Origin of the sequence: Streptomyces sp. MK7 (assembly GCF_032658145.1) — a bacterium.
GTDB classification, from domain to species: domain Bacteria; phylum Actinomycetota; class Actinomycetes; order Streptomycetales; family Streptomycetaceae; genus Streptomyces; species Streptomyces spiralis.
In genome coordinates this window covers 543,898-563,731 of record NZ_JAVACL010000001.1, presented here as the reverse complement: position 1 = coordinate 563,731, position 19,834 = coordinate 543,898, and the positions used below count along the sequence as shown (strand labels likewise).

Genomic DNA, 19,834 nt, shown 5'->3' with positions numbered 1-19,834 from the left:
CGTATGTCTACGCATCCCGCCCCCGCCCTTGGCGCCCTCGCCTCCCGTCTGACCGAGCTGTCGCTGCGCGACGCGCACCGGCTCGGGCGCAGGCTCGAGGGCGCGCGCAAGATCCGCAAGCCGGAGGCCCGTGCCGCCGTCCTCACCGAGATCGAGGCGGAGATCGGGAAGACCGAGGCACGCATGGCCGTCCGGCGCTCCCGCGTGCCCGCCGTCAGCTACCCCGAGCAGCTGCCGGTCAGCCAGAAGAAGGACACGATCGCCGACGCCATTCGCGATCACCAGGTCGTCATCGTCGCCGGTGAGACCGGTTCCGGGAAGACCACGCAGATCCCGAAGATCTGCATGGAACTGGGCCGGGGCGTGCGCGGCATGATCGGGCACACCCAGCCCCGCCGGATCGCGGCCCGGACCGTCGCCGAGCGCGTGGCCGAGGAGCTGGACACGCCCCTGGGCGAGGCCGTCGGCTGGAAGGTGCGCTTCACCGACCAGGTCGATCCGGACGCCACCTTCGTCAAGCTGATGACGGACGGCATCCTGCTCGCCGAGATCCAGACCGACCGCGAGCTGCGCGCCTACGACACGATCATCATCGACGAGGCGCACGAGCGGTCGCTCAACATCGACTTCCTCCTCGGCTACCTGGCCCAGCTGCTGCCGAGGCGGCCGGACCTCAAGGTCGTCATCACCTCGGCCACCATCGACCCCGAGCGCTTCTCCCGGCACTTCGGCGACGCGCCGATCATCGAGGTGAGCGGGCGGACGTATCCCGTGGAGGTGCGCTACCGGCCGCTGCTGGAAGAGGACTCCGACGACGCCGACCGGGACCAGATCACCGCGATCACCGATGCCGTCGAGGAGCTGATGGCCGAGGGGCCCGGGGACATCCTCGTCTTCCTCTCCGGCGAGCGGGAGATCCGCGACACCGCCGACGCGCTCAACAAGAAGCAGTACAGGTTCACCGAGGTGCTGCCGCTGTACGCGCGGCTCTCCCATGCCGAGCAGCACCGCGTCTTCCAGCCGCACTCCGGCCGGAGGATCGTGCTGGCGACCAACGTCGCCGAGACCTCCCTGACCGTGCCGGGCATCAAGTACGTCATCGACCCCGGCTTCGCCCGGATCTCCCGCTACAGCCACCGCACCAAGGTGCAGCGGCTGCCCATCGAGGCGGTCTCGCAGGCCAGCGCCAACCAGCGCAAGGGACGCTGCGGACGTACCTCCGACGGCATCTGCATCCGGCTCTACAGCGAGGACGACTTCCTCGCCCGGCCGGAGTTCACCGACGCCGAGATCCTGCGCACCAACCTGGCGTCCGTCATCCTGCAGATGACCGCGGCCGGTCTCGGGGACATCGAGAAGTTCCCGTTCATCGACCCGCCGGACCACCGCAACATCCGTGACGGTGTGCAGCTGTTGCAGGAGCTGGGCGCGCTCGACCCGGCGCAGAAGGACCCGCGCAAGCGGCTCACCGAGACCGGCCGCAAGCTCGCCCAGCTGCCCGTCGACCCGCGGCTGGCCCGGATGGTCCTGGAGGCGGACCGGAACGGCTGCGTGCGCGAGGTGATGGTGATCGCCGCCGCGCTGTCCATCCAGGACCCGCGCGAGCGCCCCGCCGACAAGCAGACCCAGGCCGACCAGCAGCACGCCCGGTTCCGCGACGAGACCAGCGACTTCCTCGCCTTCCTCAACCTCTGGCGCTACATCCGTGAGCAGCAGAAGGAGCGGGGGTCCAGTTCCTTCCGGCGGATGTGCAAGCAGGAGTTCCTCAACTTCCTGCGCATTCGCGAATGGCAGGACATCTACACCCAGCTGCGCACGGTCGCCAAGCAGATGGGCATCCATCTCAACGACCAGGACGCCCCGAGCGACCGTGTCCACATCTCGTTGCTCGCCGGTCTGCTCTCGCACATCGGCATGAAGGACGTGAAGGAGTCCAAGGACTCGGGTCCGGGCGCGCGCCGGGACGGCGGGCGGGGCGAGTACCTGGGTGCCCGCAACGCCAAGTTCGCGATCTTCCCCGGCTCGGCGCTGTTCAAGAAGCCGCCGCGGTTCGTGATGTCCGCGGAGCTGGTGGAGACCTCGCGGCTGTGGGCGCGGGTCAACGCGAAGATCGAGCCCGAGTGGGTCGAACCGCTGGCCGGCCATCTGCTGAAGCGGACGTACAGCGAACCGCACTGGGAGAAGGACCAGGCGGCGGTGATGGCGTACGAGAAGGTCACGCTGTACGGCGTGCCGATCGTCGCGCAGCGCAAGGTGAACTACGGCCGGATCGACCCCGAGCTCAGCCGGGAGCTTTTCATCCGCAACGCGCTGGTCGAGGGAGACTGGCGCACGCACCACAAGTTCTTCGCCGACAACCGCAAGCTGCTGAGCGAGGTCGAGGAGCTGGAGCACCGGGCCCGGCGCCGGGACATCGTCGTCGACGACGAGACGCTGTTCGACTTCTACGACCAGCGGGTGCCCGAACACGTGGTCTCCGGTGCGCACTTCGACTCCTGGTGGAAGCGGAAGCGGCACGAGCAGCCCGACTTCCTGGACTTCGAGCGGGAGATGCTCATCCGGGAGTCGGCGGAGGCGGTCACCAAGGCGGACTACCCGGACTCGTGGCGGCAGGGGAACCTGAAGTTCCGGGTGACGTACCAGTTCGAGCCGGGGGCGGACGCCGACGGTGTGACCGTCCACGTCCCGCTCCAGGTGCTCAACCAGGTCACCGACGAGGGCTTCGACTGGCAGATCCCGGGCCTGCGCGAGGAGGTCGTCACCGAGCTGATCCGCTCGCTGCCCAAGCCGATCCGCCGCAACTACGTCCCGGCGCCGAACTACGCCAAGCGGTTCCTGGACACCGCCGTACCCCTCCAGGAGCCCCTCACGACCACGATGGCGCGCGAGCTGAAGCGCATGGTCGGCGTGCCGTTCGAGGCCGAGGACTTCGACTGGGCCAAGGTCCCCGACCATCTGAAGATCACCTTCCGGGTCGTCGACGAGCGGCGGCGCAAGCTGGCCGAGGACAAGGACCTCGAAGCCCTGAAGCTCAAGCTGAGGCCGAGGGCGCGCAAGGCCCTCTCCCAGGCCGCGGCGGCGACCGCGGAGCGCACCGGCGGCGAGTCGCTGGAGCGCACGGGGCTGACGGACTGGACGATCGGCTCGCTGACCCGGGTCTTCGAGACCCGCCGGGCCGGCCAGCCGGTGAAGGCCTACCCCGCGCTCGTCGACGACGGGCCGAAGGCGGACACCGTCTCCGTACGGCTCTTCGACACCGAGGCGGAGCAGGTCGAGGCGATGTGGAAGGGCACGCGGCGGCTGATCCTGCGCAACATCCCGGTCAGCCCTGCGAAGTTCGCGTCCGAGAAGCTGACCAACCAGCAGAAGCTGGGCCTGTCGGCGAACCCGCACGGTTCGATCCAGGCCCTGTTCGACGACTGCGCGACGGCGGCGGCGGACCGGCTGATCACGGAGTTCGGGGGGCCGGCGTGGGACGAGGAGTCGTACCGGAAGCTCTACGACAGGGTGCGCGCCGAGATTGTGGACCTGACCGTGCGGACCGTGGGCCAGGTGCAGCAGGTGCTGGCCGCCTGGCAGGCCTGTGAGCGCCGGCTGAAGGCCGTGCGCAGCCCCGCGCTGCTGCCGAACCTGGCGGACGTACGGCAGCAGCTGGACGGCCTGGTGAAGCCCGGCTTCGTCACGGATGCGGGGATACGGCGGCTGCCCGACCTGATGCGCTACCTGGTGGCCGCGGACCGGCGGTTGCAGCAGATGCCGACGAACGTCCAGCGGGACACCACGCGCATGGAGAAGGTCCAGGAGATGCGGGACGAGTACGCGTGGCTGCTGGAGCAGATGCCGCAGGGGCGCCCGGTGCCCCAGCAGGTGCGGGAGATCCGCTGGATGATCGAGGAGCTGCGGGTCAGCTATTTCGCCCATGCGCTGGGCACGGCGTACCCGGTCTCGGACAAGCGGATCGTGAAGGCGATCGACGCGGCGGTTCCGTCCCGGTCGTGAGGTGGTGACGGCGCCTGCACGCTAGGTGAGTTCGACCAGGCGCCCCACCTCCTGTACAGTCTCTTCTCGCAGCGCAACGCACGAATGGCGCCGCAAAACCTGGTCCTGTGGAGCAGTTTGGAGTGCTCGCCACCCTGTCAAGGTGGAGGCCGCGGGTTCAAATCCCGTCAGGACCGCAAGCAAGGCCCGCATCCAGCACCGGATGCGGGCCTTCTTCATACCCACCCCGCCCTGTCGAGGCGGAGGCCGCGCCCGCGGCGAAGCCGCCATCGGACACTGCAAATCGCGTCAGGGCCGCAAGCAAGGCCCGCATCCAACACTGGATGCGGGCCTTCCCCATGCGTCGCCCCTCGAGGTGCAGAGCACCTGTACGCCCTCGCCCCACCAGCGGCGCTCCCGCCCGCCCCCACCCGCCCAGACGGACAGGCCCCGCACACCCCACCCCGTCCAGGCCGACGGGCACCCGCACAGTCCTCACCCTGTCAGCGGCGCTCCCGCCCGCCCCCACCCGCCCAGACGGAGGCCCCGCACACCCCACCCCGTCCAGGCCGACGGGCACCCGCACGCCCCACCCCCCAAGCCGACCGCGGTCCCGCCCACCCCACCCCGTCAGCGACACACCCGCACGCCCGACCGCCCAAGCCGACCGGACCTGGACCCCCAGCCCATCCAGACCGACGGCCCCCTGGTCACCCCCAATTCGTCGTGCCCGACAGGCACCTGGCCACCCCCACCCCGTCCAGACCGACGGCCACCTGGCCACCCCAACCCGTCCAGACCGACAGGCACCTGGCCACCCCCAGCTCCCGCCAGGGGACGGCAGCCGCACACCCCCCACTCCAGCCGGCCGGACCGAGCCTTCGTGTGCGGTGTGGCCTTGACGGCGTCACATTCCCTCGGTACCCCAGAAAGCAGGGCTGCCGTTGCCGTGCGGTCCGCTGGAGGTGGCATATGGCGACATCGGCCAGGCACGAGACACGGGCGCTACTCCGTGCGCACCTCGCGGCCGCCTCGTCGTACCGCCATCTCACCCGCCACTGCCCCATCTGTCACCACCTCCTGCGGCTGGCGATGGACGGCTCCCCCGGGGCGAGCTCCCTCCGGATCGACACGGACGCCCCCGACACGGCCCAAGGCGCCCCGGAGGAGGCCCTGGAGGTCCTGGAGGCGGTGTGGGAGGACGAGCAGCCCTCGACCGCGTGAGGGCCCGCCGGACGATCTCGGTGAACCGGCGCACGAACGACCGGTTCCAACCCGAACTCCCGTGCCTGCGTGGGCCGGTGGAACCGGAAGCTCCTCTAGCGCACGGAGGCGGCGCGCAACAAGCGTCCTGACATGTGACGGGTGTCACCGCATGAGTTTTTGAAAGCGCGGTACTTACACCCGTCCTACAAGGGGTCGATTTAATATGTGCAATTGCACTGCCCTGTGAGGCCCTCGGGAAGGGCCGGCGCGGCTCCGGCGGGGGACTCCACCAGGGATCCGACGCCCCTCCCCAACCTCCGACAAGGCCGCTCACACACGCGGCACCCGGCCCCCGTCGAGCGCACAAAAAAGATCGCGCTGGACCCGGCGGAGTCCAGCGCGATCTACGACGCACCCGTTGCATTGCCTGAAGAGCTCTGACGGCTCGGGCGAGGGACCTGTTGGGGCAGGACCCGCGTCGCTTGGAGCTATGGGTCCGGACATGACAGCCAGTTGGGGGACCAGCCGGTTTGCCCGGTTATGGAGTTGTTCAGGCCTCGCTGCGCTGCTGCGGGATGCCCGCGAGCAGAGCGCGGACTTCGGCCTCGCGGTAGCGGCGGTGCCCGCCGAGCGTGCGGATCGACGTGAGCTTCCCGGCCTTCGCCCACCGCGTGACCGTCTTCGGGTCGACGCGGAACATCGTGGCGACCTCAGCCGGGGTCAGCAGCGGCTCGGCATCAGGGGTGCGAGCGGTCATGAGCGGCCTCCTCGGGAGAACCGAACCTTCTCGGTTCTTTCCTCTAAATTCTGCACCTTGACCCGCGTTGCCCGAAATGGCGGACGCGAGTCGAGTCGGTTATAGGACGAACGGCTTGTCCTCGGCACTACAACTACACCATCTGTCCAGCCGCGTCGGCCAAACCGATGGAATTGCCCTCCCAGGTGTTCATCACCGACGGAAGCCGATGGACCATGCCATAGCGGACAGTCACACCACTGTGACGATCAGTCACAGGACAATCAGGAAGTCACCAGACCCCCCAAAGCGTGCAATGCGGAGATTCCACCCATGCCGGAGCATAGTTGGGCGGACGGAGCACTCCCCGAACTCCTTGTCCTATTTTGGCACGAGGAGGGGCAACTAGAGCAAGGGTCTCGTAAGTGCCGTCCGTCACCCTTGGGACAAACGCCCGGATCGGGGCCTACGTCCCGTCAGCTCCCTCAAATGCCCCTGACCGTACGCTGTTCGACGGTGTTCGAGCCGTGATCCAGGTCACTCCGGGCGCGCGCGAGCCGCGATCAGTTCGCCGACCGCAGGTCGCGCACCGCCCGCCAGCGCTCCACCAGCCGCGCGTACGCCTCGCCCGCCGCCGCCCCGTCGCCCAGGCGCAGGGCCTCGATCCCCTCGGCCACGTCGGCGGCCGAGTGATCGCCCTCCAGCTCACCGGCCGGCAGCACGTGCACCAGGCCGCCGTAGTCCAGTTCCACCAGTGACCGCGGATGGAACTCCTCCAGCCAGCGGCCCACGTCCACCAGCCCGTCGATCAGCGGGCTCTCGTCGATGGCGTCCCGCAGCGCCCGCAGCGCCCGCGCCACCCGCCGCCGGGCCTGCACCATCGGCGTCCGGTAGCGCAGCAGCGGCGCGTCGCCCGGGCAGTCCCCGGCCGTCTCCGGCCCGCCCGCGCCCTTGACGTACTCCCGCTCCTCGTCGGAGACCAGCACGAACCAGTTCAGCGGCACCTGCCAGGTCGCCGTGCGGATCCAGGGCCGGGCGTCCGGGTTGTCCGCCAGCCAGCGCTCGTAGTCCTGGGTGGCCTGGCGTCGTACGAGCGGGGGCAGCACCGCGTCCAGGACCACCGCCGGCAGCTCCTCGGCGAGATCACCCAGGGCCTGCCAGCCCCGCAGCCGGGTGCGCCAGGGGCAGACGCAGACCACCCCGTCGACGTCGAGCACGAACGCGTCCCGGCTCTCGTGCACCGGCACCGCCACCGGCGGGGTGGGCAGCAGATCGGCCAGCGAGCGGCGCAGTTCGTCCTGGTAGGAGGGGCGGTCGGGGCGGCGGGCGTAGCGCGCCCAGTGGCTGCGCTCCGGCTCCGGGAAGGCGGCCAGCGGCTCGTAGACGCGCAAGTAGGTCGCGTACGGAACGACCACGGAGGACACCTTGGGCACGCCTGCTCCCTCCCCAGCGGACCGGAGGCGAAACCCGCACGGCCCGCGCCCGGACGGACGGAAAACCACTGCAAATCGTCCCACGCGCGGGTGGCACGCTACTCCGAGGGAGGGTGATCCGGACCACTGGGCCCGCCGCGGAGGTGATCAGGGTCTAATCTTCCGCCACGGCCCCCGCCACCCTTACGGGAGCCCGACCCCACTCGCCGCTATTTACCTGGGAGTCACCACCGTGACCGACGTAACCGGCGCGTCCGACGTACTGCAGACCCTGTTCCGCTCGGAGCAGGGAGGACACGAACAAGTCGTGCTCTGCCAGGACCGCGCCAGCGGCCTCAAGGCCGTCATCGCCATCCACTCCACCGCCCTGGGCCCCGCGCTCGGCGGTACCCGCTTCTACCCGTACGCCAGCGAGGCCGAGGCCGTCGCCGACGCGCTGAACCTCGCCCGCGGCATGTCGTACAAGAACGCCATGGCCGGTCTCGACCACGGCGGCGGCAAGGCCGTGATCATCGGCAACCCGGAGCAGATCAAGTCCGAGGAGCTGCTGCTCGCCTACGGCCGGTTCGTCGCCTCGCTCGGCGGGCGCTACGTCACGGCCTGCGACGTCGGCACGTACGTGGCCGACATGGACGTCGTGGCGCGCGAGTGCCGCTGGACCACCGGCCGCTCCCCGGAGAACGGCGGTGCGGGCGACTCCTCCGTGCTGACCGCCTTCGGCGTCTTCCAGGGCATGCGGGCCTCGGCCCAGCACCTGTGGGGCGACCCCACGCTCCGCGGCCGCAGGGTCGGCATCGCCGGCGTCGGCAAGGTGGGCCGCCATCTGGTGGAGCACCTGCGCAAGGACGGCGCCGAGGTCGTGATCACGGACGTGCGCGAGGAGTCCGTACGGGCGATCCTCGAGCAGTACCCGACCGGTGTCACGGCCGTCGCCGACACCGACACGCTGATCCGCACCGAGGGCCTGGACATCTACGCCCCCTGCGCGCTCGGCGGCGCCCTGAACGACGACTCCGTGCCGGTGCTGACCGCCGAGGTGGTGTGCGGCGCCGCCAACAACCAGCTCGCCCACCCAGGGGTGGAGAAGGACCTCGCCGACCGCGGGATCCTCTACGCGCCGGACTACGTGGTCAACGCCGGCGGTGTCATCCAGGTCGCCGACGAGCTGCACGGCTTCGACTTCGACCGGTGCAAGGCGAAGGCCGCGAAGATCTTCGACACCACGCTGGCCATATTCGCACGTGCGAAGGATGACGGGATTCCGCCGGCCGCCGCGGCCGACCGGATCGCCGAGCAGCGGATGGCGGAGGCGCGCGCCACGCGGACCCGGTGACACGGAGCGCGCACGCGTGGTGACGCCGGGCATGCCCCGCTCTTGACGGTACCTGCCGGTGGCCAGTTGGAGAGAACTCTCACTTCCACCGGCGGGTCGCCCGGCAGGAACTGGTTAAAATCGCCACTGACCAGCGAGGACGGGGCGCCTCGAAGGTTCTGCGCACACGCGCTTCCTGCGGGCGACGTACCGTATGGGCGCGGGCTCAGGTACCGTGGAAGCCCTACGGACCGGTCTCTCTGTGGAGAGCCCGTTCCGGATCATGAACGCGTGTCAGACTCTGGGGCCGTTGAGCCCCGTCGTTGAGGGGGTCGAGCCATGGGGCGCGGCCGGGCCAAGGCCAAGCAGACGAAGGTCGCCCGCCAGCTGAAGTACAACAGCGGTGGGACGGACCTCTCACGCCTGGCCGAGGAGCTGGGCGCATCGACGTCGAACCAGTCACCGAACGGTGACCGCTTCGAGGACGATGAGCACGACGACGATGACCTGTACGCACGGTACGCCGACCTGTACGAGGACGACGACGAGGACGAGCAGGACGACTCCTCGCAACACCGTCGCGGCGCCTGACGCCCGCGACAGCTCGGCCGTACCAACGCGTGTCTTAGGTTCCGCACTTCACCCGGTCCGGTGCTTCCAGCGCCGGACCGGGTTTCGTGCTGTCGTCACCCGGGGATCACCCGGCGGTCACCCCGTGATCGCCGGGTGATCGTGCCGATCAGGCGTAGTCGCCCACGAGGGCGGCTCCTGTGTCGTGCTCGCCACGGTCGGTGATCTCGCCGGCCACCCAGGCGTCGACCCCTCGGTCGGCCAGGGTGGCGAGGGCCGCGTCCGTCGACTCCTGCGGCACGATCGCGATCATGCCCACGCCCATGTTGAGGGTCTTCTCCAGCTCCAGCCGCTCGACCTCGCCGGTCCTGCCGACCAGGTCGAAGACCGGGCCCGGGGTCCAGGTGGCGCGGTCGACCACGGCGTGCAGTGTGTCCGGGATCACTCGGGCCAGGTTGGCGGCGAGCCCGCCGCCGGTGACGTGGCTGAAGGCGTGCACCTCGGTGGTGCGCATCAACGCCAGGCAGTCCAGCGAGTAGATCTTGGTCGGCTCCAGCAGTTCCTCGCCCAGGGTGCGGCCGAAGTTCTCGACATGTGCGTCCAGGGACAGTCCGGCCTGGTTCAGCAGCACGTGCCGGACGAGGGAGTACCCGTTGGAGTGAAGGCCGGAGGACGCCATGGCGATCACCGCGTCACCCGTGCGGATACGGTCGGCACCGAGCAGCCGGTCGGCCTCCACGACGCCCGTGCCGGCGCCGGCGACGTCGAAGTCGTCCTCGCCGAGCAGCCCGGGGTGTTCGGCCGTCTCGCCGCCCACCAGGGCGCAGCCGGCGAGCACACAGCCCTCGGCGATGCCCTTGACGATGGCGGCGACCCGCTCGGGGTGGACCTTGCCGACGCAGATGTAGTCGGTCATGAACAGCGGCTCGGCACCGCACACCACGATGTCGTCCATCACCATGGCGACCAGGTCGTGGCCGATGGTGTCGTAGACGCCCAGCTGCCGGGCGATGTCGACCTTGGTGCCGACGCCGTCGGTGGCGGAGGCGAGCAGGGGGCGCTCGTAGCGCTTGAGGGCGGAGGCGTCGAAGAGGCCGGCGAAGCCGCCGAGGCCGCCGAGGACCTCGGGGCGCTGCGTCTTCTTCACCCACTCCTTCATCAGCTCGACCGCGCGGTCGCCCGCCTCGATGTCGACTCCGGCAGCCGCGTAGGAAGCACCGGCGGAACGGCCCGTCGACGGAGTCGACTGATCTGACACAGCAGACATTGCCTGGGATCTTTCGGGTTGGTTTCTACGAGGCTTACGGGCGACGGATGGCGTCGGTGGCCGCCGTGGCGGCGGGACCGGCCGCCAGCTCGGTCTCCAGCAGCTGCTTGCCGAGCAGCTCCGGGTCGGGCAGCTCCATCGGGTACTCGCCGTCGAAGCAGGCGCGGCACAGGTTCGGCTTGGCGATGGTGGTCGCCTCGATCATGCCGTCCAGGGAGATGTACGCCAGCGAGTCGGCACCGAGCGAGGTGCCGATCTCGTCGATGGTCATGCCGTTGGCGATCAGCTCGGCGCGGGTGGCGAAGTCGATGCCGAAGAAGCACGGCCACTTCACGGGCGGCGAGGAGATCCGGATGTGCACCTCGGCGGCCCCGGCCTCGCGCAGCATCCGCACCAGGGCCCGCTGGGTGTTGCCGCGGACGATCGAGTCGTCGACGACGACCAGGCGCTTGCCCTTGATGACTTCCTTCAGCGGGTTCAGCTTCAGCCGGATCCCGAGCTGGCGGATGGTCTGCGAGGGCTGGATGAAGGTCCGGCCGACATAGGCGTTCTTCACCAGACCCGCGCCGAAGGGGATGCCCGAGGCCTCCGCGTAGCCGATGGCGGCGGGGGTGCCGGACTCCGGGGTCGCTATCACCAGGTCGGCCTCGACCGGGGACTCCTTGGCGAGGCGGCGGCCCATCTCCACGCGGGAGAGGTAGACGTTCCGGCCGGCGATGTCGGTGTCGGGGCGGGCCAGGTAGACGTACTCGAAGACGCAGCCCTTGGGCTTCGCTTCCGCGAATCGGGAGCTGCGCAGGCCGTTCTCGTCGACCGCCACGAACTCGCCCGGCTCGATCTCGCGGACGAAGCTGGCGCCCACGATGTCGAGGGCGGCGGTCTCGGAGGCGACGACCCACCCGCGCTCCAGCCGGCCGAGGACCAGCGGGCGGATGCCCTGCGGGTCGCGGGCCGCGTACAGGGTGTGCTCGTCCATGAAGACGAGGCTGAAGGCGCCCTTGACCTGGGGCAGGACGGTGTGGGCCGCCTGCTCGATGGTCAGCGGCTTGCCGTCCTCGTCGACCTGGGCGGCCAGCAGGGCCGTCAGCAGGTCGGTGTCGTTGGTGGCCGCGACGCGGGTCGAGCGGCCGCCCGTGTCCTTGGGCAGTTCGGCGACCATCTCGGCGAGCTGCGCCGTGTTGACCAGGTTGCCGTTGTGGCCGAGCGCGATGGAACCGTGCGCGGTGGCGCGGAACGTCGGCTGGGCGTTCTCCCATACGGAGGCGCCGGTGGTCGAGTAGCGGGCGTGACCGACCGCGATGTGACCCTGGAGCGAACCGAGTGAGGTCTCGTCGAAGACCTGGGAGACCAGGCCCATGTCCTTGAAGACGAGGATCTGGGAGCCGTTGCTGACCGCGATTCCCGCGGATTCCTGACCCCGATGCTGGAGGGCGTAGAGCCCGAAGTACGTGAGCTTTGCGACCTCTTCGCCCGGAGCCCAGACACCGAAGACGCCACACGCGTCCTGGGGGCCTTTCTCACCGGGGAGCAGATCGTGATTGAGTCGACCGTCACCACGTGGCACGCCACCGAGTGTAGGCGAGGCCGAGCACTGGTCCGAATTGGGGATGCGCGGCGGAAGTGGATCACTTGCCCGCCGCAGACGACTTATTTTCGACGTTTGCGCAGCTCAACGGCGTGCCGCAGGCGCGACGGCGGGAAGCTCCCACGCCACCACCGCGCCTCGGAGGCCCCTGCCGCGGTGGACATGAGTGAGGTGTCGCACACCATTCGGGCGGCGGAGGCGCCCCCGGACCGCCCCCGGACCCCCGGGTCCCGCTCACGCCATGAGCGGCAGCAGCCCCGAGATGTCGGCTCGGTCGCCGCCGGCGCTGAGCTTGGCGTCGTGGAGCGCGTCCCGCCATGTCGTCCGTCCGGTGGCCAGCCGGATCCACGTCAGCGGGTCGGTCTCGACGACGTTGGGCGGGGTGCCGCGGGTGTGCCGGGGGCCCTCGACGCACTGCACGACGGCGAACGGCGGGATGCGCACCTCGGTGGAGCCGCCGGGCGCCTTCGCCGCGAGGGCGTCGGCGAGGAGGCGGGTGGCGGTGGCCAGGGCCTGGCGGTCGTACGGCACGTCGAGGGCCGGGACGGCTGCGTTGAGGTCGTCCGTGTGGACGACGAGCTCCACCGTGCGGGTGACCAGGTAGTCGTCCAGGGGCAGCGCGCCCGCGTTGGTCGTCAGCAGCCGGGTGCCGGGGTGCTCGGCGAGGAGGGCGCGCAGCCCGTGGTCGACGCCTGCGAGGTAGGCGTCCGGGTCGCCGTGTTCGGCCGCGACGTTTCGGGTGAACGCGTCGATGGCGGTGGCGTCGGCCGCCGTGGCGAAGGGCCACTCCACGACCGTCACGTCCTGCTCGGGCGGCGCGGGCCGGCCCAGGGCTCGGTGGACGGCGGTGATCGCCATGCCGATGTGCGCGATCAGCTCGCGCACCGTCCAGTCGCCGAGCCGGGTGGGCAGGGCCAGCTGATCCGGGGTCAGGCCGCGCACGGCCTCCCGCACGTTGCCCAACTGCGCGAGAACGGCGGCGCGGGTCTTGGCGGGGTCGTAGCTGCGGGCGCGCTTCTTGGCCGGTGGCATGGCGGTGAGCCTATGCCCTCGCCACCCGGCCCTTCAGGCCGTTCCCTGCCCCAGCGGGCCACGAGGCGACGGTGACGCCCTCGCCGAGAGCGCCGGGTGCGCGGAATTCAGCGCGGCCGCCATGCTCCCGCGCACCAGGCCGGGTGCCCGTGCCCGGTCTCCTCGCCGCCCCGTGCCGCGCGCCCCGCGCGGCACGGGTGACGGCCCGCGTCTGCGCGACGGACATCGTTTCCCCGTGCGGCGCCGGGGTGATGGCGCCGTGCACCTTTCCTCGTCGTTGCGGCCGCCGAAGTCCCGGCTCGGCCGACGGGGTACCCGTGACCGTGTGCGGAGGTGCCCTCGGCTGACCGGCGGGCGGGCTCTTCGCCGTATCCGGTCGTCCCGCTCCGGCCCGCGGGTGGGCAGAGCCTTCCCGCCGGTCGGCCACTCGGTGCCGGAAGTGCTATGAAGGGTAGGTGGAGGTGCCTTTCAGGCGATCCCGAACACAGCCGCATGATCCGCTCGCCGGGCGCTCTCGTCGGCTCCCTCGCCTGATCAACCCGCGCAGCTCGGCCGGGCAGGTGTTCCTTCTCCAGGTCCTGATCGTGCTGCTGCTCGTCGCGGCCGGGGTGGCGGCGGTGATGACCCAGGCGGCGAACGACGCCCTCCGGCAGGGGCGCCACGTGTCGGTGGTCGCCGCCCAGTCCTTCGCGAGTGCCCCCGGCACGGCACAGGCGCTGCTCGGCCCGCACCCCACGGCGGTGCTGCAGCCGCGCGCCGAACAGGCGCGCAAGCGGTCGGGCGTGGACTTCGTCGTCGTCATGAACACCCACGGCATCCGCTACACCTACCCCTACCCGCAGGAGATCGGGAAGAAGTTCGTCGGCACCTTCGAACCCGCGCTGCACGGCCGGACCGTCGTCGAGCAGGCCGGCGGGCCGCCCCTGCCGGCGGGCAGGGGAACGGACGTGCAGGCGGTGGTGCCGGTGACCGACACCCACGGCACCATCGTCGGGCTCGTCTCGGCGGGCCTCACGGTCAAGAACGTGGCGCGCCTGTGGATGCCGCAGCTGCCGATCACCCTCGGTGCCGGCGCGGCCGCACTGGTACTGGCCGGAGCCGGAACGACGCTGGTGGGCCGGCGGCTGCTGCGGCAGACGCACGGCCTGGCCCCGGCCGAGCTCGCGGGGATGTACGAGCACCACGACGCGGTCCTGCACGCCGTGCGGGAAGGAGTGCTGATCACCGACGACCGCGGTCGGCTGCTCCTCGCCAACGACGAGGCGCGACGGCTGCTGAGCCTGCCGGAGGAGGCGAAGGGCACCCGGGTCCGCGACCTCGGACTACCCGAACGGATCATGGACCTGCTCACGTCGCCGGAAGCGGTCACCGACGAGGTGCATCCGGTGGAGGGCCGGCTGCTGGCGGTGAACAAGCGGCCCACCTTCCCGGGCGACCAGCTGCGCGGCAGCGTGGTGACGCTGCGCGACACCACGGAGCTGGCGGCCGTGTCGGGCCGGGCCGAGGTGGCGCGGGAGCGGCTGGAGCTGCTGTACAAGGCCGGCACACGGATCGGGACCACGCTGGACGTGCGGCGCACGGCCCAGGAGCTGGCCGAGGCGGCGGCGCCGCAGTTCGCCGACGTCGTCACGGTCGATCTGTTCGAACCCGTGCTGCACGGCTGGGAGCCGAGGACGAAGGACTGGCGGCGGTTGCGGCGCACGGCGATCGGCGGCGCGCAGGAGGCGCTGCCGGTCCATCCTCTGGACGACACCGTCGCGTTCCCGCCCGGGACCCCGCAGATGCTGGCACTCGAGCAGGGCACGGGTGTGCTGGAGCCGGACCTGCGGCGGGCGCGCGGCTGGCAGGAGCACGAACCCGAGCGCAGCCACAAGGCCCTGGAGCTGGGGATACGTTCACTGATCACCGTGCCGCTGCGGGCGCGGAACGTGGCGCTGGGCGTGGCGAACTTCTACCGGACCCAGGACTCCCAGCCCTTCGGGTCGGAGGACCTGTCCTTCGCGGAGGAGCTCACCGCGCGGGCGGCGGTGACCGTCGACAACGCCCGGAGGTTCACCCGGGAGCACACGATGGCCGTGGCACTGCAGCGCAGTCTGCTGCCGCGGGGGCAGCCGGAACAGGACGCGGTCGAGGTGGCCTGGCGGTACCTGCCGGCCGCGGCGGGGGTGGGCGGGGACTGGTTCGACGTCATCCCGCTGCCGGGCGCACGGGTGGCGCTGGTGATGGGCGACGTCGTCGGCCACGGGTTGCACGCGGCGGCGACGATGGGGCGTCTGCGCACCGCGGTGCACAACTTCTCCTCGCTGGACCTCCCGGTGGACGAGGTGCTCGGCAACCTGGACGACCTGGTGGTCCGCATGGACCACGAGGAGTCCATCGGGGACCACCCCGACGGCGGCGAGGGGGCGGGCGTGGCGGGGACGACCTGTCTGTACGCGATCTACGATCCGCTGACCGGAACCTGCACGATGGCCAGCGCGGGGCACCCGGTCCCGGCGGTGGTCCCTCCGGACGGGACGGTCACCTGCCCCGACATCCCGGTCTCGGCCCCGCTCGGCCTGCAGGGCTACCCCTTCGAGCCGGCCGAACTGCAGCTGCCGGAGCGCTCCCAGCTGGTGTTGTACACCAACGGCCTGGTGGAGGACAGCGCCCACGACCTCGACGCCGGGCTGCACACACTGCGCCAGGTGCTGGGCCGGGCCCCGGGGCGCACCCCGGACGAGACCTGCCAGGCGCTGATCGACGCCGTGAAGACCCCGCACCGCCGCGACGACATCGCGCTCCTGGTGGCACGTACGCGCCTGTTCCCGCCCTGGCGCGTGGCCACGCGGGACGTGCCACCGGACCCGGCGGTGGTGCCCTCGGTGCGGGCCTGGTGCCGCGAGAAGCTGCAGCAGTGGGGGCTGGAGGAGGTCGCGTTCACCACGGAGCTGATCCTCAGCGAGCTGGTCACGAACGCGATCCGGTACGCGGCCCCGCCGATCGAGGTACGGCTGCTGTACGGACGCAGTCTTACCTGTGAGATCTCGGACGCCAGCAGCACCTCTCCGCGCCTGCGGCGGGCCGCGACCACCGACGAGGGCGGGCGTGGGCTGTTCCTCGTCGCGCAGTTCGCCCAGTGCTGGGGAACGCGGTACACCCCCCGCGGCAAGATCATCTGGACGGAACAGGTCCTCGACGACGGCACGTCCTCCGCCTTGGCCTCCACGCCGGTCGACGCCCTCCTCGAACAGTTCGGCGATCCCGCGCTGTGAGCCGGGAAGCCGCCCCGGACACGACGGCGGGCCCGCACCACTCACGGGTGGTGCGGGCCCGCCGTCACAGGCCCGGGGGTCAGGCCAGCAGCGCCGGGATCGTCCCCTCGTGCGCCTCGCGCAGCTCGGCCAGGGTCAGCTCGAACTCGCCCTGGACCTCGACCGTGTCCCCGTCGACGACACCGACGCGGGTGGCGGGCAGGCCGCGGGCGCCGCACATGTCGTTGAAGCGGACCTCCTCCGAGCGCGGCACGGTGACGATCGCGCGGCCGGCCGACTCCGAGAGCAGGAAGGTGAACGCGTCCAGGCCGTCCGGGACGACCAGACGCGCACCCTTGCCGCCCAGCAGGGCGGACTCCACGACCGCCTGGATCAGACCGCCGTCGGACAGGTCGTGCGCGCAGTCGATCATGCCGTCGCGGGAGGCGGAGATCAGGATCTCGGCCAGCAGGCGTTCCCGCTCCAGGTCCACCTTCGGGGGCAGACCGCCCAGGTGGTCGTGGACCACCTGCGACCAGGCGGAGCCACCGAACTCCTCGCGGGTGTCGCCGAGGAGGTAGAGCAGCTGGCCCTCCTCCTGGAAGGCGACCGGGGTGCGCCGGGCCACGTCGTCGATCACGCCGAGGACGGCGACCACCGGGGTCGGGTGGATGGCGGCCTCGCCCGTCTGGTTGTAGAGCGAGACGTTGCCGCCGGTCACCGGGGTGCCCAGCTGCTGACAGCCGTCTGCCAGACCGCGCACGGCCTCCGCGAACTGCCACATCACCGCCGGGTCCTCGGGCGAGCCGAAGTTCAGGCAGTCGGAGACGGCCAGCGGCTTCGCACCGGTCGTGGCGACGTTGCGGTACGCCTCCGCCAGCGCCAGCTGCGCGCCCGTGTACGGGTCGAGCTTGGCGTAGCGGCCGTTGCCGTCCGTGGCGAGGGCGACACCGAGACCGGTCTTCTCGTCGATCCGGATCATGCCGGAGTCCTCGGGCATGGCCAGGACGGTGTTGCCCTGCACGAAGTGGTCGTACTGCTGGGTGATCCACTTCTTGGACGCCTGGTTCGGCGACGCCACCAGCTTCAGGACCTGCGCCTTCAGCTCCTCGGCGGTCTCCGGGCGCGGCAGCTTGTTCGCGTCGTCGGCCTGGAGGGCGTCCTGCCACTCCGGGCGGGCGTACGGGCGCTCGTAGACCGGGCCCTCGTGCGCGACCGTGCGCGGGTCGACGTCGACGATCTTGCCGCCGTGCCAGTAGATCTCCAGCCGGTCGCCGTCGGTCACCTCACCGATGACGGTGGCGATGACGTCCCACTTCGCGCAGATCTCCAGGAACCGGTCGACCTTCTCCGGCTCGACGACCGCGCACATGCGCTCCTGCGACTCGCTCATGAGGATCTCCTCGGGCGAGAGCGTGGAGTCGCGCAGGGGGACGTCGTCCAGGGTGACGCGCATGCCGCCGGAGCCGTTGGAGGCCAGCTCGGACGTGGCGCAGGACAGGCCCGCCGCGCCCAGGTCCTGGATGCCGACGACCAGCTTCTCGGCGAACGCCTCCAGGGTGCACTCGATGAGGAGCTTCTCCTGGAAGGGGTCGCCGACCTGGACGGCCGGGCGCTTCGACGGCTTGGCGTCGTCGAACGTCTCGCTCGCCAGGATCGACGCGCCGCCGATGCCGTCGCCGCCGGTCCGGGCGCCGTAGAGGATGACCTTGTTGCCCGCGCCGGAGGCCTTGGCGAGGTGGATGTCCTCGTGCCGCATCACGCCGACGCAGCCCGCGTTGACCAGCGGGTTGCCCTGGTAGCAGGCGTCGAAGACGACCTCGCCGCCGATGTTGGGCAGGCCCAGGCAGTTGCCGTAGCCGCCGATGCCGGCGACGACACCCGGCAGCACCCGCTTGGTGTCGGGGTGGTCCGCCGCACCGAAGCGCAGGGGGTCGACCACCGCCACCGGGCGCGCGCCCATCGCGATGATGTCGCGCACGATGCCGCCGACACCGGTCGCGGCGCCCTGGTAGGGCTCCACGTACGACGGGTGGTTGTGCGACTCCACCTTGAAGGTGACGGCGTAGCCCTGGCCGACGTCGACGACACCGGCGTTCTCACCGATGCCGACGAGCAGCGCGTCGTTCTCGGGGGCCTTCTCGCCGAACTGGCGGAGGTGGACCTTGGAGGACTTGTACGAGCAGTGCTCGGACCACATCACCGAGTACATGGCGAGCTCGGCGCCGGTGGGTCGGCGGCCCAGGATCTCGACGATCCGCTCGTACTCGTCCTTCTTCAGGCCCAGTTCGGCCCAGGGCAGCTCGACGTCGGGGGTCGCGGCCGCGTGCTCGACCGTGTCCAGAGGCGTCCTGCTCATGCGTTGACCAGCTTCTTCAGGATCGAGGTGAAGAACGGCAGGCCGTCGGTGCGGCCGGTGCCGATCAGCGGCTCGGTGGCGTGCTCGGGGTGCGGCATGAGGCCGACGACGTTCCCGGCCTCGTTGGTGATGCCGGCGATGTCCCGCAGCGAACCGTTGGGGTTGACGTCCAGGTAACGGAAGACCACGCGGCCCTCCGCTTCCAGCTTGTCGAGCGTGTACTCGTCGGCGACGTACCGGCCGTCCATGTTCTTCAGGGGGATGAAGATCTCCTGGCCCTCGCTGTAGTCGCCGGTCCAGGCGGTGGCGGCGTTCTCCACCCGCAGCTTCTGGTCGCGGCAGATGAAGTGCAGGTGGTCGTTGCCGAGCATGCCGCCCGGGAGCAGGTGGGCCTCGGTGAGGACCTGGAAGCCGTTGCAGATGCCGAGGACCGGCAGTCCGGCCTTCGCCTGCTCGATGACGGTCTCCATCACCGGCGAGAAGCGGGAGATGGCACCGGCCCGCAGATAGTCGCCGTAGGAGAAACCGCCGGGCAGCACCACGGCGTCGACCTGCTTGAGGTCCTTGTCCTTGTGCCACAGCGCGACCGGTTCGGCGCCCGCGAGACGGATCGCGCGCTGGGTGTCCCGGTCGTCGAGACTGCCCGGGAAAGTGACGACGCCAATACGAGCGGTCACTTCGCGGCCTCCGCGGCTACGTCATCGGACTCGACCTTGACGGAGAAGTCCTCGATCACGGTGTTGGCGAGGAAGGATTCGGCAAGATCGTGAATGCGGGCGAGCGCTGCGTCGTCGACAGGCCCGTCCACTTCCAGTTCGAATCGCTTTCCCTGACGTACGTCGGAGATGCCGTCGAAACCCAGGCGCGGCAGTGCGCGCTGCACCGCCTGGCCCTGGGGGTCGAGGATCTCCGGCTTGAGCATGACGTCGACTACGACGCGTGCCACTGGCACTCCCGGTGTGTGGTGCTGAGCAGGTCCCTTCAGACTACCCGCACAAAATTTCTACGCGAGTAGACTTGTAGGAAGCCACGTGACGACCGTCACGGCCGGCCATCGGCCGGGAGTGCTGTGAAAAGTTCTGGGAAAGTTCGGCGTTCCCCACTGGACAGCGGTATTGAACCG

At 70.5% G+C, this 19,834-nt stretch carries 13 protein-coding genes and 1 tRNA gene; 6 read left to right on the top strand and 8 right to left on the bottom strand.

What is annotated here, in order from left to right:
- Nucleotides 1–3 precede the first annotated feature (3 nt).
- From hrpA to R2S09_RS02540, 3 genes are all read left to right on the top strand, one after another.
- Nucleotides 4–3,999 carry an ATP-dependent RNA helicase HrpA gene (gene hrpA, locus R2S09_RS02550; RefSeq protein WP_316739536.1) on the top strand — a complete coding sequence of 1,332 codons (3,996 nt, stop codon included), beginning with the start codon at nt 4–6 and terminating at the stop codon, nt 3,997–3,999.
- A 101-nt stretch (nt 4,000–4,100) separates the two neighbouring features.
- Nucleotides 4,101–4,175 (top strand) — tRNA-Asp (locus R2S09_RS02545).
- A 775-nt stretch (nt 4,176–4,950) separates the two neighbouring features.
- Complete coding sequence (locus R2S09_RS02540; protein WP_306190583.1) at nt 4,951–5,202, top strand: DUF6274 family protein; 252 nt, start codon at nt 4,951–4,953, stop codon at nt 5,200–5,202.
- Between the two features lie 532 nt (nt 5,203–5,734).
- On the opposite strand, the gene bldC is transcribed toward R2S09_RS02540, so the two are convergent.
- Together bldC and R2S09_RS02530 are read right to left on the bottom strand one after the other, a co-directional pair.
- Nucleotides 5,735–5,941 carry a developmental transcriptional regulator BldC gene (gene bldC / locus R2S09_RS02535; protein ID WP_003949541.1) on the bottom strand — a complete coding sequence of 69 codons (207 nt, stop codon included), beginning with the start codon at nt 5,939–5,941 and terminating at the stop codon, nt 5,735–5,737.
- A 542-nt stretch (nt 5,942–6,483) separates the two neighbouring features.
- The gene (locus tag R2S09_RS02530) at nt 6,484–7,353 is read right to left on the bottom strand and encodes a hypothetical protein (protein WP_316739533.1); all 870 of its coding nucleotides are present in this window, start codon (nt 7,351–7,353) and stop codon (nt 6,484–6,486) included.
- A gap of 232 nt (nt 7,354–7,585) precedes the next feature.
- Between R2S09_RS02530 and R2S09_RS02525 the strand changes: the two genes are divergently transcribed.
- On the top strand, nt 7,586–8,686 hold the full coding sequence (locus R2S09_RS02525) for a Glu/Leu/Phe/Val dehydrogenase dimerization domain-containing protein (RefSeq protein ID WP_316739531.1): 1,101 nt from the start codon (nt 7,586–7,588) through the stop codon (nt 8,684–8,686).
- A gap of 318 nt (nt 8,687–9,004) precedes the next feature.
- Nucleotides 9,005–9,256 (top strand): DUF3073 domain-containing protein, encoded by a 252-nt coding sequence (locus tag R2S09_RS02520; RefSeq protein ID WP_306190586.1) that lies wholly within the window; start codon nt 9,005–9,007, stop codon nt 9,254–9,256.
- A gap of 148 nt (nt 9,257–9,404) precedes the next feature.
- Here the strand turns inward: R2S09_RS02520 and purM are convergent, their stop codons facing one another.
- The 3 genes from purM to R2S09_RS02505 all read right to left on the bottom strand — a co-directional run bounded on the left by purM (nt 9,405) and on the right by R2S09_RS02505 (nt 13,119).
- Nucleotides 9,405–10,502: a phosphoribosylformylglycinamidine cyclo-ligase gene (gene purM / locus R2S09_RS02515; RefSeq protein WP_316739529.1), complete on the bottom strand. Its 1,098-nt coding sequence runs from the start codon at nt 10,500–10,502 to the stop codon at nt 9,405–9,407.
- Nucleotides 10,503–10,536: 34 nt separating this feature from the next.
- Complete coding sequence (purF, locus tag R2S09_RS02510) at nt 10,537–12,066, bottom strand: amidophosphoribosyltransferase (protein ID WP_306190588.1); 1,530 nt, start codon at nt 12,064–12,066, stop codon at nt 10,537–10,539.
- Between the two features lie 255 nt (nt 12,067–12,321).
- Nucleotides 12,322–13,119 (bottom strand): sterol carrier family protein, encoded by a 798-nt coding sequence (locus tag R2S09_RS02505; protein ID WP_316739526.1) that lies wholly within the window; start codon nt 13,117–13,119, stop codon nt 12,322–12,324.
- 560 nt (nt 13,120–13,679) lie between these two features.
- Between R2S09_RS02505 and R2S09_RS02500 the strand changes: the two genes are divergently transcribed.
- Entirely contained in the window at nt 13,680–16,373 is a 2,694-nt protein-coding gene (locus R2S09_RS02500; protein WP_316739524.1) for a SpoIIE family protein phosphatase, read from the top strand.
- A gap of 79 nt (nt 16,374–16,452) precedes the next feature.
- On the opposite strand, the gene purL is transcribed toward R2S09_RS02500, so the two are convergent.
- From purL to purS, 3 genes are read right to left on the bottom strand one after another with little or no spacing between them, the layout of a single operon-like run.
- Nucleotides 16,453–18,711 carry a phosphoribosylformylglycinamidine synthase subunit PurL gene (purL, locus tag R2S09_RS02495; protein ID WP_316739522.1) on the bottom strand — a complete coding sequence of 753 codons (2,259 nt, stop codon included), beginning with the start codon at nt 18,709–18,711 and terminating at the stop codon, nt 16,453–16,455.
- Entirely contained in the window at nt 18,708–19,388 is a 681-nt protein-coding gene (gene purQ / locus R2S09_RS02490; protein WP_306190592.1) for a phosphoribosylformylglycinamidine synthase subunit PurQ, read from the bottom strand. Before purQ ends, purL begins: the two co-directional genes overlap by 4 nt.
- Nucleotides 19,385–19,657: a phosphoribosylformylglycinamidine synthase subunit PurS gene (purS, locus tag R2S09_RS02485; RefSeq protein ID WP_306190593.1), complete on the bottom strand. Its 273-nt coding sequence runs from the start codon at nt 19,655–19,657 to the stop codon at nt 19,385–19,387. Before purS ends, purQ begins: the two co-directional genes overlap by 4 nt.
- Nucleotides 19,658–19,834: the final 177 nt, after the last annotated feature.

Bases quoted from the DNA above. Each gene is read 5' to 3' on its own strand.
- hrpA (WP_316739536.1), top strand. From the start codon at position 4: ATGTCTACGCATCCCGCCCCCGCCCTTGGCGCCCTCGCCTCCCGTCTG.
- R2S09_RS02540 (WP_306190583.1), top strand. From the start codon at position 4,951: ATGGCGACATCGGCCAGGCACGAGACACGGGCGCTACTCCGTGCGCAC.
- bldC (WP_003949541.1), bottom strand. From the start codon at position 5,941: ATGACCGCTCGCACCCCTGATGCCGAGCCGCTGCTGACCCCGGCTGAG.
- R2S09_RS02520 (WP_306190586.1), top strand. From the start codon at position 9,005: ATGGGGCGCGGCCGGGCCAAGGCCAAGCAGACGAAGGTCGCCCGCCAG.
- purM (WP_316739529.1), bottom strand. From the start codon at position 10,502: ATGTCTGCTGTGTCAGATCAGTCGACTCCGTCGACGGGCCGTTCCGCC.
- R2S09_RS02505 (WP_316739526.1), bottom strand. From the start codon at position 13,119: ATGCCACCGGCCAAGAAGCGCGCCCGCAGCTACGACCCCGCCAAGACC.
- purL (WP_316739522.1), bottom strand. From the start codon at position 18,711: ATGAGCAGGACGCCTCTGGACACGGTCGAGCACGCGGCCGCGACCCCC.